At 47.8% G+C, this 14,471-nt stretch carries 4 protein-coding genes, 9 tRNA genes and 5 rRNA genes; all 18 read right to left on the bottom strand.

All coding sequences use genetic code 11. From position 1 onward, the window contains the following. Nucleotides 1-17: 17 nt before the first annotated feature. The 18 genes from clpC to QLQ22_RS00515 all read right to left on the bottom strand — a co-directional run bounded on the left by clpC (nucleotide 18) and on the right by QLQ22_RS00515 (nucleotide 14,460). Nucleotides 18-2,465: an ATP-dependent protease ATP-binding subunit ClpC gene (clpC, locus tag QLQ22_RS00600; protein ID WP_223438917.1), complete on the bottom strand. Its 2,448-nt coding sequence runs from the start codon at nucleotides 2,463-2,465 to the stop codon at nucleotides 18-20. Then, on the bottom strand, nucleotides 2,462-3,553 hold the full coding sequence (gene mcsB / locus QLQ22_RS00595) for a protein-arginine kinase McsB (RefSeq protein ID WP_223438916.1): 1,092 nt from the start codon (nucleotides 3,551-3,553) through the stop codon (nucleotides 2,462-2,464). Before mcsB ends, clpC begins: the two co-directional genes overlap by 4 nt. 1 nt (nucleotide 3,554) lies before the next feature. After that, nucleotides 3,555-4,100 carry a protein-arginine kinase activator protein McsA gene (gene mcsA / locus QLQ22_RS00590; protein WP_223438915.1) on the bottom strand — a complete coding sequence of 182 codons (546 nt, stop codon included), beginning with the start codon at nucleotides 4,098-4,100 and terminating at the stop codon, nucleotides 3,555-3,557. Between the two features lie 16 nt (nucleotides 4,101-4,116). After that, nucleotides 4,117-4,578, bottom strand: coding sequence for a CtsR family transcriptional regulator (locus QLQ22_RS00585; protein WP_223438914.1), 462 nt, complete (start codon nucleotides 4,576-4,578; stop codon nucleotides 4,117-4,119). A gap of 665 nt (nucleotides 4,579-5,243) precedes the next feature. After that, nucleotides 5,244-5,359 (bottom strand): 5S ribosomal RNA (gene rrf, locus QLQ22_RS00580). A gap of 86 nt (nucleotides 5,360-5,445) precedes the next feature. Further along, nucleotides 5,446-8,376: ribosomal RNA gene (locus QLQ22_RS00575) — 23S ribosomal RNA — on the bottom strand. A gap of 234 nt (nucleotides 8,377-8,610) precedes the next feature. Then, nucleotides 8,611-10,148: ribosomal RNA gene (locus tag QLQ22_RS00570) — 16S ribosomal RNA — on the bottom strand. Nucleotides 10,149-10,301: 153 nt separating this feature from the next. Next, nucleotides 10,302-10,377, bottom strand: a tRNA-Ala gene (locus QLQ22_RS00565). Nucleotides 10,378-10,393: 16 nt separating this feature from the next. Beyond that, a tRNA-Pro gene (locus QLQ22_RS00560) sits at nucleotides 10,394-10,470 on the bottom strand. Nucleotides 10,471-10,474: 4 nt separating this feature from the next. Then, a tRNA-Arg gene (locus tag QLQ22_RS00555) sits at nucleotides 10,475-10,551 on the bottom strand. A gap of 14 nt (nucleotides 10,552-10,565) precedes the next feature. Further along, nucleotides 10,566-10,654: transfer RNA gene (locus QLQ22_RS00550), tRNA-Leu, on the bottom strand. Between the two features lie 10 nt (nucleotides 10,655-10,664). Next, nucleotides 10,665-10,736: transfer RNA gene (locus tag QLQ22_RS00545), tRNA-Gly, on the bottom strand. A 9-nt stretch (nucleotides 10,737-10,745) separates the two neighbouring features. Next, nucleotides 10,746-10,826 (bottom strand) — tRNA-Leu (locus QLQ22_RS00540). A gap of 14 nt (nucleotides 10,827-10,840) precedes the next feature. Continuing rightward, nucleotides 10,841-10,916, bottom strand: a tRNA-Lys gene (locus tag QLQ22_RS00535). Nucleotides 10,917-11,088: 172 nt separating this feature from the next. Next, nucleotides 11,089-11,164: transfer RNA gene (locus QLQ22_RS00530), tRNA-Thr, on the bottom strand. Between the two features lie 46 nt (nucleotides 11,165-11,210). Further along, nucleotides 11,211-11,286 (bottom strand) — tRNA-Val (locus tag QLQ22_RS00525). A gap of 37 nt (nucleotides 11,287-11,323) precedes the next feature. Continuing rightward, nucleotides 11,324-11,439: ribosomal RNA gene (gene rrf, locus QLQ22_RS00520) — 5S ribosomal RNA — on the bottom strand. Nucleotides 11,440-11,529: 90 nt separating this feature from the next. Then, nucleotides 11,530-14,460, bottom strand: a 23S ribosomal RNA gene (locus QLQ22_RS00515). The 16S, 23S and 5S rRNA genes sit together here with 9 tRNA genes alongside, the layout of an rRNA operon. Nucleotides 14,461-14,471 lie beyond the last annotated feature (11 nt).

Below are 14,471 nucleotides of genomic sequence, written 5' to 3'. Positions count from 1 at the left end.
TATTTCGCCTAAGATGATTATTTTATTTTCTCTGCTTCTGCCTCAGAGCTTTTTACGATAAATTCACCGTCCGTTACATCAAGTACGACTTTTTGGCCTTTCTCGATTGTGCCTCTCAGCAGCTCTTCTGACAGACGATCTTCTACATGCTTTTGAATGGCTCTTCTTAGAGGACGGGCACCATATTCAGGATCAAATCCCTCATCTGCTATTTTATCCTGAGCGGCATCCGTCAGCTCAAGCACTAGATCCTGCTCTGCTAGACGTTTCATCAACTGATCCGCCATCAGCGTTACGATTTCTTTAATGTGCTTCTTCTCAAGAGAATGGAACACGATGATTTCGTCAATACGGTTTAAGAACTCAGGTCTGAATGCTTTTTTGAGTTCACTCATTACCTTGCCTTTCATATCTTTATAATCCTGCGCTTCGTCCTGTACATTGAAGCCAACGTATTTGTTGCGTTTAAGCTCGCTTGCCCCTACATTAGAAGTCATGATTAAAATCGTATTTCTAAAATCAACTGTTCTTCCTTTAGAATCTGTTAAACGTCCATCCTCTAGAACTTGAAGGAGAATGTTAAAGACATCCGGATGTGCTTTTTCAATCTCATCAAGAAGTACAACTGAGTAAGGCTTTCTGCGCACTTTCTCTGTCAGTTGTCCGCCTTCCTCATAGCCGACATACCCTGGAGGTGAACCGACAAGTCTGGATGTAGAATGCTTCTCCATATATTCAGACATATCAATGCGGATCATGGCATCTTCGTCACCAAAAATAGATTCTGCAAGTGCACGTGCAAGCTCTGTTTTCCCTACTCCAGTAGGTCCCAAGAAAACGAAAGAACCGATTGGGCGCTTTGGATCCTTTAAGCCTGCTCTTGCACGGCGTACGGCTTTCGCAACTGCAACAACAGCCTCGTCTTGGCCAATTACACGGTTATGAAGGATTTGCTCCATGTTCAGAAGTTTATCTGTTTCTTTTTGAGCAAGTCGTGATACAGGTATTCCAGTCCAGCTGGCCACAACCATGGCAATATCCTCAACTGTGACCTCGGAGTTTTCCTGACCTTGTTTTTCTTTCCATGTTTTCTTCGTTTCCTCAAGCTGTTCACGAAGGCGCTGTTCTGTATCCCGCAATGAAGCTGCCTTTTCAAACTCCTGGCTCTGAACAGATGCATCCTTTTCTTTTCGCACTTCTTCAAGCTTCATTTCAAGCTCTTTTAAATTTGGAGGAGTCGTGAATGAACGAAGGCGCACTTTTGAACCTGCCTCATCAATCAAATCGATCGCCTTATCTGGTAAGAACCGATCTGAAATGTAACGGTCTGATAGTTTTACTGCAGCATCGATCGCTTCATCTGTAATGGATACTCTGTGATGAGCCTCATAGCGGTCACGAAGCCCTTTTAAAATCAGGATGCTTTCTTCAGCTGTAGGCTCATCAACCTGGATTGGCTGGAAGCGTCGTTCCAAAGCAGCATCTTTTTCAATATATTTGCGGTACTCATCAAGAGTTGTTGCTCCAATACACTGCAATTCACCTCTTGCAAGTGATGGCTTAAGAATATTTGAAGCGTCGATTGCGCCCTCTGCGCCTCCAGCTCCAATTAGTGTATGCAATTCATCAATGAATAAAATAATGTTGCCAGCCTGGCGAATTTCGTCCATCACTTTCTTAAGACGGTCCTCAAACTCACCGCGGTATTTCGTTCCTGCTACAACAGTTCCCATATCTAGAGTCATCACTCGTTTATCACGGAGAATTTCAGGAACCTCATTATTTACGATCTGCTGAGCCAATCCCTCTGCGATTGCCGTTTTACCTACTCCAGGCTCCCCAATTAAGACTGGATTGTTTTTCGTTCTGCGGCTCAGTACCTCAATGACCCTCTGAATCTCTTTGCTTCGGCCGATAACAGGGTCTAAGCTGCCTTCACGTGCAATGGCAGTCAAGTCGCGTGCAAGACTGTCAAGGGTGGGTGTATTGGCATTGTTCATTGAGCCGCCCTGATGCCCCGATCCTGATTCATTGCTGCCCAAAAGCTGAAGAACTTGCTGGCGTGCTTTATTTAAACTTACTCCAAGATTGTTAAGAACTCTTGCTGCTACACCTTCACCTTCACGGATAAGACCTAAAAGGATATGCTCAGTGCCAACGTAAGAATGACCAAGCTTTCTTGCTTCATCCATTGAAAGCTCGATGACTTTTTTCGCCCGCGGAGTATAGTGAATCGTTTGAGAAATTTCTTGCCCTCTCCCGATTAGGCTCTCTACTTCTTTTTGAATTTTATCTGAACCAAGGCCAAGTGCTGTCAATGCTTTTGCAGCAATTCCTTCGCCTTCACGTACAAGACCAAGAAGAATATGTTCTGTGCCGATATTATTATGTCCCAGTCGAACTGCTTCCTCTTGTGCCAGTGCAAGAACTTTTTGAGCCCGCTCAGTGAATCTTCCAAACATCATACTTCATCATCCTCCATCCTTTTGACCATTTCTAGGTTTAATCTTTCTCTTATTAAGGAAGCTCTTCTTATATCCCGTTCATCCGGTCTTAAAGCCCCGCCAGAATATTGCTGCAGAAAACCAGGCTGAGTTAAAATCATTAACTCATTTAATATGTTTCTGGAAATGTCTTTAATAATATCTAAGTCTATTCCCAGCCTGACATCTGATAAACATTTGGCGGCTTCTTTAGACTCGATTATACGGCTGTATGTCAGAGTGCCGAGAGATCTGAACACACGGTCTTCAAGAGGCATTTGCGACGTTTTATATAAGGCTTCGCGTGCAGAACGCTCCTTGTCAATCAGCTGATGGACAACACTCAGCAAATCCTCTACTATATCGTCTTCAGACTTCCCCAGTGTAATCTGATTTGAAATCTGAAAGATGTTACCTAATGCTTCGCTGCCTTCCCCGTAAATTCCTCTAACAACCAGACCTAATTGATTAATTGCCGGAATTATCCGGTTCATCTGCTGTGTCAGGACAAGTGCAGGCAAGTGCATCATAACTGATGCTCTAAGGCCTGTTCCGACATTTGTCGGACAGCTTGTTAAGTATCCTCTCTGCTCGTCAAATGCGTAATCTACAGCGTGTTCCATCCAATCATCCAGCTCACTTGCTGATTTTAATGCTTCTTTTAACTGAAGTCCTGGATATAAACATTGAATTCGAATATGATCCTCTTCATTCAGCATAATGCTGACTTCTTCATTTTCTGATAATAAACATCCGCCAAAAGAAGAATCTTCCGCTAAATTTGGACTAATTAAATGTTTTTCAACTAAAACCCTTTTTTGATTGGGCTGCAGATCTTCCATCCTGAGCATTTCAAGCTTGCCAATTTCATTCACACTTTTATCCGAAAAAGTTTCTTCAAAAAGGCTTAAAATTTCCTGTGATTCTTCATTTGACGCGATCGTTGGAAACTTATATTTCTCAATATTTCTTGCAAGCCTGACCCTGCTGCTGAGAACAATGTCAGAATCAGGTCCTTCCTTGCTCATCCAGGCGCTCATTGCCTGATTGATAAATTGCTGAAGTGACATATCAGGATTCTCCTCCTCTGGAACTCTTTAATTTCAGTTCAAGCGAACGGATTTCATCTCGAGTCTCAGCAGCTTTTTCAAATTCTTCTTGATGTATCAAATCTTTAAGATTCTGTTTTAATAACTCTATTCGTTTGCGGACGTGAATGCTACCGCCAATTCGTTCAGGAATTTTACCCGCATGAACAGTGTTTCCGCTATGGACCCTCCTTAAAATAGGATTTATCTGATCATTAAAAGTCCGATAGCACTCCGAACAGCCAAAACGGCCGACTTTTGTAAACTGCTGAAATGTCATCTGACATCTGCTGCACTGCAAAACTTCATTTTTCTTAAAAACATCCTGCTTAGTTTTTGAAATAGAAGGTTCCATATTTAATAAACCTGCTAATAAGTTATTAATTGAAAAACCAGTACTGTTGTCAATAAACATCGAACTGTTATCCTGTGCACATTGTTCACAAATATGAATCTCTGTCTTTTCGCCGTTCACTACTTTTGTAAAATGAAAAGTTGCCGGCCTTTCATTGCATTCCTGGCAAATCAAGTCTGTTCACCTGCTTTCATCGGTATTTCAAGGAAGTCAGCATAGCTTTTATCATCCTTGCTCTTAACTCGTCTCTATGCGGCAAATCAATATATAAGACGGAACGGTCAATTACACTCAGCATAATCTTCGCTTCACGTCTTGAAATCACTTCTTCATTAACCAGCCTTAAAATAAGATCTTCAGCAGCGGTTTGCGAAATCCGTCTATCGATAATTCCCAATATCTGATCAATTAAGTGGGCAGCATCGTTCGATTTCACCTTAATGATACGAATGTAGCCTCCGCCGCCTCTCTTACTCTCTACTATATACCCTCTTTCAATAGTAAAACGCGTATTAATCACATAATTTATTTGTGAGGGCACACATTGAAACTTATCCGCAATCTCGCTTCTTTTGATTTCAACGATTTCTTTACCGCTCGTAGTGAGCACCTGCTTCAAATACTGTTCAATGACATCCGAAATATTCCGCACTCCGCCTCCCCCTAACTTGACTTTGACTATATTTGACTTTAACACTAATATAAAACGAAGTTCACTTTTTTTCAACTTATAACCACTCATTTATCTATTTCCATTATTAACGGCAGTGAAACGTTTTTAAACAGGAATCACCATTTTATTTACTGGCTGCTTAGAGGAATTTTTAATTAAGGGATAAAAACATGGAGGGTTACGTTATATATACGTCTAAAAAACAGGATTCATGAAAGGGAATATCTTTTTCTAATAGAAGGGCGGTTTATCTCTTCCTCACAGTTCAGACTGCTGAAGCACTGTTTAAAATGCTATAAATGATTAATTTTACTTGTTCTCATTTTGAAACTACTCTTCTTATTTTGAGCCTCATCCCCATCATACACTGGTTTTGTCTCCTGTCTCCTTCCTAGAAGAGAATTTATGTTATGCCACACTCACCGGGCATATGAGCTCGTTCACGGCCAAGTTATACGCGCTGGAACAACATTTATGCGTGCTCTGCACGGTTTTATGCCCCTTTCAGCCAATTACTTTTTATCCGTGCAGTCTTACTAAAAAGTAAAACCTGCTTCCAGCCGCCAACCCTCTAAAGGTCCTCTGCCCTTTTATTTTTTTCATACAAAAAAGAACAGCATCTCTGCTGTTCTTTTTTTTTGCGTGCCTGGCAACGTCCTACTCTCACAGGGGGAAACCCCCAACTACCATCGGCGCTAAAGAGCTTAACTTCCGTGTTCGGCATGGGAACGGGTGTGACCTCTTTGCCATCATCACCAGACAATATGCAATTAGAAAGAGTTATTCTTTCAAAACTAAATAACGTATGATAACAAGTTTCACTCAGGTTTTACACTTTATTAGACTGTGGTTAAGTCCTCGAACGATTAGTATCTGTCAGCTCCACACGTCACCGCGCTTCCACCTCAGACCTATCAACCTGATCATCTTTCAGGGTTCTTACTCACTAATGTGATGGGAAATCTCATCTTGAGGGGGGCTTCATGCTTAGATGCTTTCAGCACTTATCCCTTCCGCACATAGCTACCCAGCGATGCCTTTGGCAAGACAACTGGTACACCAGCGGTGCGTCCATCCCGGTCCTCTCGTACTAAGGACAGCTCCTCTCAAATTTCCTGCGCCCACGACGGATAGGGACCGAACTGTCTCACGACGTTCTGAACCCAGCTCGCGTACCGCTTTAATGGGCGAACAGCCCAACCCTTGGGACCGACTACAGCCCCAGGATGCGATGAGCCGACATCGAGGTGCCAAACCTCCCCGTCGATGTGGACTCTTGGGGGAGATAAGCCTGTTATCCCCGGGGTAGCTTTTATCCGTTGAGCGATGGCCCTTCCATGCGGAACCACCGGATCACTAAGCCCGACTTTCGTCCCTGCTCGACTTGTAGGTCTCGCAGTCAAGCTCCCTTGTGCCTTTACACTCTGCGAATGATTTCCAACCATTCTGAGGGAACCTTTGGGCGCCTCCGTTACATTTTAGGAGGCGACCGCCCCAGTCAAACTGCCCACCTGACACTGTCTCCCAGCCCGATCAGGGCTGTGGGTTAGAATTTCAATACAGCAAGGGTAGTATCCCACCAATGCCTCCACCGAAGCTGGCGCTCCGGCTTCCAAGGCTCCTACCTATCCTGTACAAGCTGTACCAAAATTCAATATCAGGCTACAGTAAAGCTCCACGGGGTCTTTCCGTCCTGTCGCGGGTAACCTGCATCTTCACAGGTACTATAATTTCACCGAGTCTCTCGTTGAGACAGTGCCCAGATCGTTACGCCTTTCGTGCGGGTCGGAACTTACCCGACAAGGAATTTCGCTACCTTAGGACCGTTATAGTTACGGCCGCCGTTTACTGGGGCTTCAATTCAAAGCTTCGCTTGCGCTAACCTCTCCTCTTAACCTTCCAGCACCGGGCAGGCGTCAGCCCCTATACTTCGCCTTGCGGCTTCGCAGAGACCTGTGTTTTTGCTAAACAGTCGCCTGGGCCTATTCACTGCGGCTTTTCAGGGCTATGAACCCTAAAAAGCACCCCTTCTCCCGAAGTTACGGGGTCATTTTGCCGAGTTCCTTAACGAGAGTTCTCTCGCTCACCTTAGGATTCTCTCCTCGCCTACCTGTGTCGGTTTGCGGTACGGGCACCTCTCACCTCGCTAGAGGCTTTTCTTGGCAGTGTGGAATCAGGAACTTCGGTACTAAATTTCCCTCGCCATCACAGCTCAGCCTTATATGAGAAGCGGATTTGCCTACTTCTCAGCCTAACTGCTTGGACGCGCATATCCAACAGCGCGCTTGCCCTATCCTCCTGCGTCCCCCCATTGCTCAAATGGTGAGGAGGTGGTACAGGAATATCAACCTGTTGTCCATCGCCTACGCCTTTCGGCCTCGGCTTAGGTCCCGACTAACCCTGAGCGGACGAGCCTTCCTCAGGAAACCTTAGGCATTCGGTGGAGGGGATTCTCACCCCTCTTTCGCTACTCATACCGGCATTCTCACTTCTAAGCGCTCCACCAGTCCTTACGGTCTAGCTTCAACGCCCTTAGAACGCTCTCCTACCACTGTTCGTAAGAACAGTCCACAGCTTCGGTGATACGTTTAGCCCCGGTACATTTTCGGCGCAGAGTCACTCGACCAGTGAGCTATTACGCACTCTTTAAATGGTGGCTGCTTCTAAGCCAACATCCTGGTTGTCTAAGCAACTCCACATCCTTTTCCACTTAACGTATACTTTGGGACCTTAGCTGGTGGTCTGGGCTGTTTCCCTCTTGACTACGGATCTTATCACTCGCAGTCTGACTCCCAAGGAGCAAGTCTTTGGCATTCGGAGTTTGACTGAATTCGGTAACCCGATGAGGGCCCCTAGTCCAATCAGTGCTCTACCTCCAAGACTCTCATACTTGAGGCTAGCCCTAAAGCTATTTCGGAGAGAACCAGCTATCTCCAGGTTCGATTGGAATTTCTCCGCTACCCACACCTCATCCCCGCACTTTTCAACGTGCGTGGGTTCGGGCCTCCATTCAGTGTTACCTGAACTTCACCCTGGACATGGGTAGATCACCTGGTTTCGGGTCTACGACCACGTACTAAAACGCCCTATTCAGACTCGCTTTCGCTGCGGCTCCGTCTCATCAACTTAACCTTGCACGGGATCGTAACTCGCCGGTTCATTCTACAAAAGGCACGCCATCACCCATTAACGGGCTCTGACTACTTGTAAGCACACGGTTTCAGGATCTTTTCACTCCCCTTCCGGGGTGCTTTTCACCTTTCCCTCACGGTACTGGTTCACTATCGGTCACTAGGGAGTATTTAGCCTTGGGAGATGGTCCTCCCTGCTTCCGACGGGATTTCTCGTGTCCCGCCGTACTCAGGATCCACTCTGGAGGGAACGAAGTTTCGACTACAGGGTTATTACCTTCTCTGACGGACCTTTCCAGGTCGCTTCATCTACCCCGTTCCTTTGTAACTCCGTATAGAGTGTCCTACAACCCCAAGAGGCAAGCCTCTTGGTTTGGGCTAATTCCGTTTCGCTCGCCGCTACTTGGGAAATCGCGTTTGCTTTCTCTTCCTCCGGGTACTTAGATGTTTCAGTTCCCCGGGTCTGCCTTCATTATCCTATGTATTCAGATAAAGATACTGTTCCATTACGAACAGTGGGTTTCCCCATTCGGAAATCTCTGGATCAAAGCTTACTTACAGCTCCCCAAAGCATATCGGTGTTAGTCCCGTCCTTCATCGGCTCCTAGTGCCAAGGCATCCACCGTGCGCCCTTCATAACTTAACCTAAATGGTCAACCGCATCATAAGATGCGTTTCGCATTTCGTTGTTTGTTTAGACATAAATGTCTAGAAAATCACTAATTATGGTAAGCGTAAATCTCAGTGAATTACTTGTTATCAATTACGTTATCTAGTTTTCAAAGAACAACCGACAAATCGGATGATTTGTCTTCTATCATAGAGAGAATGATCTCTCAAAACTAAACAAAAACCAAAAGCGTCCTCATATCTTCCTTAGAAAGGAGGTGATCCAGCCGCACCTTCCGATACGGCTACCTTGTTACGACTTCACCCCAATCATCTACCCCACCTTAGGCGGCTGGCTCCTTGCGGTTACCCCACCGACTTCGGGTGTTGCAAACTCTCGTGGTGTGACGGGCGGTGTGTACAAGGCCCGGGAACGTATTCACCGCGGCATGCTGATCCGCGATTACTAGCGATTCCAGCTTCATGCAGGCGAGTTGCAGCCTGCAATCCGAACTGAGAATGGTTTTATGGGATTGGCTAAACCTCGCGGTCTCGCAGCCCTTTGTACCATCCATTGTAGCACGTGTGTAGCCCAGGTCATAAGGGGCATGATGATTTGACGTCATCCCCACCTTCCTCCGGTTTGTCACCGGCAGTCACCTTAGAGTGCCCAACTGAATGCTGGCAACTAAGATCAAGGGTTGCGCTCGTTGCGGGACTTAACCCAACATCTCACGACACGAGCTGACGACAACCATGCACCACCTGTCACTTTGTCCCCCGAAGGGGAACCTTCTATCTCTAGAAGTGGCAAAGGATGTCAAGACCTGGTAAGGTTCTTCGCGTTGCTTCGAATTAAACCACATGCTCCACCGCTTGTGCGGGCCCCCGTCAATTCCTTTGAGTTTCAGTCTTGCGACCGTACTCCCCAGGCGGAGTGCTTAATGCGTTAGCTGCAGCACTAAAGGGCGGAAACCCTCTAACACTTAGCACTCATCGTTTACGGCGTGGACTACCAGGGTATCTAATCCTGTTCGCTCCCCACGCTTTCGCGCCTCAGCGTCAGTTACAGACCAGAGAGTCGCCTTCGCCACTGGTGTTCCTCCACATCTCTACGCATTTCACCGCTACACGTGGAATTCCACTCTCCTCTTCTGCACTCAAGTTTCCCAGTTTCCAATGACCCTCCCCGGTTGAGCCGGGGGCTTTCACATCAGACTTAAGAAACCGCCTGCGCGCGCTTTACGCCCAATAATTCCGGACAACGCTTGCCACCTACGTATTACCGCGGCTGCTGGCACGTAGTTAGCCGTGGCTTTCTGGTTAGGTACCGTCAAGGTGCGAGCAGTTACTCTCGCACTTGTTCTTCCCTAACAACAGAGTTTTACGATCCGAAAACCTTCATCACTCACGCGGCGTTGCTCCGTCAGACTTTCGTCCATTGCGGAAGATTCCCTACTGCTGCCTCCCGTAGGAGTCTGGGCCGTGTCTCAGTCCCAGTGTGGCCGATCACCCTCTCAGGTCGGCTACGCATCGTTGCCTTGGTGAGCCATTACCTCACCAACTAGCTAATGCGCCGCGGGCCCATCTGTAAGTGACAGCCGAAACCGTCTTTCCAACTTGAACCATGCGGTTCAAGATACTATCCGGTATTAGCTCCGGTTTCCCGGAGTTATCCCAGTCTTACAGGCAGGTTGCCCACGTGTTACTCACCCGTCCGCCGCTGACCTCCGAAGAGGTCCGCTCGACTTGCATGTATTAGGCACGCCGCCAGCGTTCGTCCTGAGCCAGGATCAAACTCTCCGAAGAAAATTTGTGACTCAATTTGTTGCTGACTTCAAAAATTTAAAACGTTTGGTACGCTTTTGGTTTTGTTTAGTTTTCAAAGATCATTTGCTTCAAGAGCAACTTTTAAATCATACCATTGTTGGTTTGTTAAGTCAACAACTTTTTAATAATAATTGGTGGAGCCTAGCGGGATCGAACCGCTGACCTCCTGCGTGCAAGGCAGGCGCTCTCCCAGCTGAGCTAAGGCCCCAATTAAAAGGTAAAGATGGTCGGGAAGACAGGATTCGAACCTGCGACCCCTTGGTCCCAAACCAAGTGCTCTACCAAGCTGAGCTACTTCCCGTATATGGCGCGCCCGATAGGAGTCGAACCCATAACCTTTTGATCCGTAGTCAAACGCTCTATCCAATTGAGCTACGGGCGCATATGTGATATAAGTGGTGCCGAGGACCGGAATCGAACCGGTACGGTAGTCACCTACCGCAGGATTTTAAGTCCTGTGCGTCTGCCAGTTCCGCCACCCCGGCGCAAGTAAAGAGCGGAAGACGGGATTCGAACCCGCGACCCCCACCTTGGCAAGGTGGTGTTCTACCACTGAACTACTTCCGCAAAATATGATGCGGGTGAAGGGACTCGAACCCCCACGTCAAAGACACTAGATCCTAAGTCTAGCGCGTCTGCCAATTCCGCCACACCCGCATATTAAGGAAAAATGGTGTGCCATGAAGGACTCGAACCTTCGACCCTCTGATTAAAAGTCAGATGCTCTACCGACTGAGCTAATGGCACATAGTTAAAATACACTCTTTAGTTTTGCAAGACACCCAAATCTCAGAAAGATTATTCAAGGAGTGGCTCAATTTGTGTGCTGAAGCGCAAGCTTCGAAGATTGCTCGGTCGTGCTCTACCGACTGAGCTAATGGCACATAGTTTATAAATAAAACATGTTACGGTAAAAAAGTGGTGCCGGCAAGAGGACTTGAACCCCCAACCTACTGATTACAAGTCAGTTGCTCTACCAATTGAGCTACACCGGCATTTAATAGTAAGGTTTGCTGATATTATGCAGCTGAAAAGAATAAATGGTGGAGGATGACGGGCTCGAACCGCCGACCCTCTGCTTGTAAGGCAGATGCTCTCCCAGCTGAGCTAATCCTCCATTACAGCACTTTCGTGCTTAAGTATAAAAGTATACTGCCTGGCAACGTCCTACTCTCACAGGGGGAAACCCCCAACTACCATCGGCGCTAAAGAGCTTAACTTCCGTGTTCGGCATGGGAACGGGTGTGACCTCTTTGCCATCGTCACCAGACAATATGCAATTGAAGAAAGAATGTTATTCTTTCAAAACTAAATAACGTATGATAACAAGTTTCACTCAGTTTTTACACTTTATTAGACTGTGGTTAAGTCCTCGAACGATTAGTATCTGTCAGCTCCACACGTCACCGCGCTTCCACCTCAGACCTATCAACCTGATCATCTTTCAGGGTTCTTACTCACTAATGTGATGGGAAATCTCATCTTGAGGGGGGCTTCATGCTTAGATGCTTTCAGCACTTATCCCTTCCGCACATAGCTACCCAGCGATGCCTTTGGCAAGACAACTGGTACACCAGCGGTGCGTCCATCCCGGTCCTCTCGTACTAAGGACAGCTCCTCTCAAATTTCCTGCGCCCACGACGGATAGGGACCGAACTGTCTCACGACGTTCTGAACCCAGCTCGCGTACCGCTTTAATGGGCGAACAGCCCAACCCTTGGGACCGACTACAGCCCCAGGATGCGATGAGCCGACATCGAGGTGCCAAACCTCCCCGTCGATGTGGACTCTTGGGGGAGATAAGCCTGTTATCCCCGGGGTAGCTTTTATCCGTTGAGCGATGGCCCTTCCATGCGGAACCACCGGATCACTAAGCCCGACTTTCGTCCCTGCTCGACTTGTAGGTCTCGCAGTCAAGCTCCCTTGTGCCTTTACACTCTGCGAATGATTTCCAACCATTCTGAGGGAACCTTTGGGCGCCTCCGTTACATTTTAGGAGGCGACCGCCCCAGTCAAACTGCCCACCTGACACTGTCTCCCAGCCCGATCAGGGCTGTGGGTTAGAATTTCAATACAGCAAGGGTAGTATCCCACCAATGCCTCCACCGAAGCTGGCGCTCCGGCTTCCAAGGCTCCTACCTATCCTGTACAAGCTGTACCAAAATTCAATATCAGGCTACAGTAAAGCTCCACGGGGTCTTTCCGTCCTGTCGCGGGTAACCTGCATCTTCACAGGTACTATAATTTCACCGAGTCTCTCGTTGAGACAGTGCCCAGATCGTTACGCCTTTCGTGCGGGTCGGAACTTACCCGACAAGGAATTTCGCTACCTTAGGACCGTTATAGTTACGGCCGCCGTTTACTGGGGCTTCAATTCAAAGCTTCGCTTGCGCTAACCTCTCCTCTTAACCTTCCAGCACCGGGCAGGCGTCAGCCCCTATACTTCGCCTTGCGGCTTCGCAGAGACCTGTGTTTTTGCTAAACAGTCGCCTGGGCCTATTCACTGCGGCTTTTCAGGGCTATGAACCCTAAAAAGCACCCCTTCTCCCGAAGTTACGGGGTCATTTTGCCGAGTTCCTTAACGAGAGTTCTCTCGCTCACCTTAGGATTCTCTCCTCGCCTACCTGTGTCGGTTTGCGGTACGGGCACCTCTCACCTCGCTAGAGGCTTTTCTTGGCAGTGTGGAATCAGGAACTTCGGTACTAAATTTCCCTCGCCATCACAGCTCAGCCTTATATGAGAAGCGGATTTGCCTACTTCTCAGCCTAACTGCTTGGACGCGCATATCCAACAGCGCGCTTGCCCTATCCTCCTGCGTCCCCCCATTGCTCAAATGGTGAGGAGGTGGTACAGGAATATCAACCTGTTGTCCATCGCCTACGCCTTTCGGCCTCGGCTTAGGTCCCGACTAACCCTGAGCGGACGAGCCTTCCTCAGGAAACCTTAGGCATTCGGTGGAGGGGATTCTCACCCCTCTTTCGCTACTCATACCGGCATTCTCACTTCTAAGCGCTCCACCAGTCCTTACGGTCTAGCTTCAACGCCCTTAGAACGCTCTCCTACCACTGTTCGTAAGAACAGTCCACAGCTTCGGTGATACGTTTAGCCCCGGTACATTTTCGGCGCAGAGTCACTCGACCAGTGAGCTATTACGCACTCTTTAAATGGTGGCTGCTTCTAAGCCAACATCCTGGTTGTCTAAGCAACTCCACATCCTTTTCCACTTAACGTATACTTTGGGACCTTAGCTGGTGGTCTGGGCTGTTTCCCTCTTGACTACGGATCTTATCACTCGCAGTCTGACTCCCAAGGAGCAAGTCTTTGGCATTCGGAGTTTGACTGAATTCGGTAACCCGATGAGGGCCCCTAGTCCAATCAGTGCTCTACCTCCAAGACTCTCATACTTGAGGCTAGCCCTAAAGCTATTTCGGAGAGAACCAGCTATCTCCAGGTTCGATTGGAATTTCTCCGCTACCCACACCTCATCCCCGCACTTTTCAACGTGCGTGGGTTCGGGCCTCCATTCAGTGTTACCTGAACTTCACCCTGGACATGGGTAGATCACCTGGTTTCGGGTCTACGACCACGTACTAAAACGCCCTATTCAGACTCGCTTTCGCTGCGGCTCCGTCTCATCAACTTAACCTTGCACGGGATCGTAACTCGCCGGTTCATTCTACAAAAGGCACGCCATCACCCATTAACGGGCTCTGACTACTTGTAAGCACACGGTTTCAGGATCTTTTCACTCCCCTTCCGGGGTGCTTTTCACCTTTCCCTCACGGTACTGGTTCACTATCGGTCACTAGGGAGTATTTAGCCTTGGGAGATGGTCCTCCCTGCTTCCGACGGGATTTCTCGTGTCCCGCCGTACTCAGGATCCACTCTGGAGGGAACGAAGTTTCGACTACAGGGTTATTACCTTCTCTGACGGACCTTTCCAGGTCGCTTCATCTACCCCGTTCCTTTGTAACTCCGTATAGAGTGTCCTACAACCCCAAGAGGCAAGCCTCTTGGTTTGGGCTAATTCCGTTTCGCTCGCCGCTACTTGGGAAATCGCGTTTGCTTTCTCTTCCTCCGGGTACTTAGATGTTTCAGTTCCCCGGGTCTGCCTTCATTATCCTATGTATTCAGATAAAGATACTGTTCCATTACGAACAGTGGGTTTCCCCATTCGGAAATCTCTGGATCAAAGCTTACTTACAGCTCCCCAAAGCATATCGGTGTTAGTCCCGTCCTTCATCGGCTCCTAGTGCCAAGGCATCCACCGTGCGCCCTTCATAACTTAACCTAAATGGTCAA

Source organism: Metabacillus hrfriensis, assembly GCF_030127205.1.
In the GTDB taxonomy this organism is placed as follows: domain Bacteria; phylum Bacillota; class Bacilli; order Bacillales; family Bacillaceae; genus Bacillus_P; species Bacillus_P dongyingensis.
Note: the sequence above shows the minus strand (reverse complement) of the source record. Positions and strands in the feature narration are given on the sequence as shown.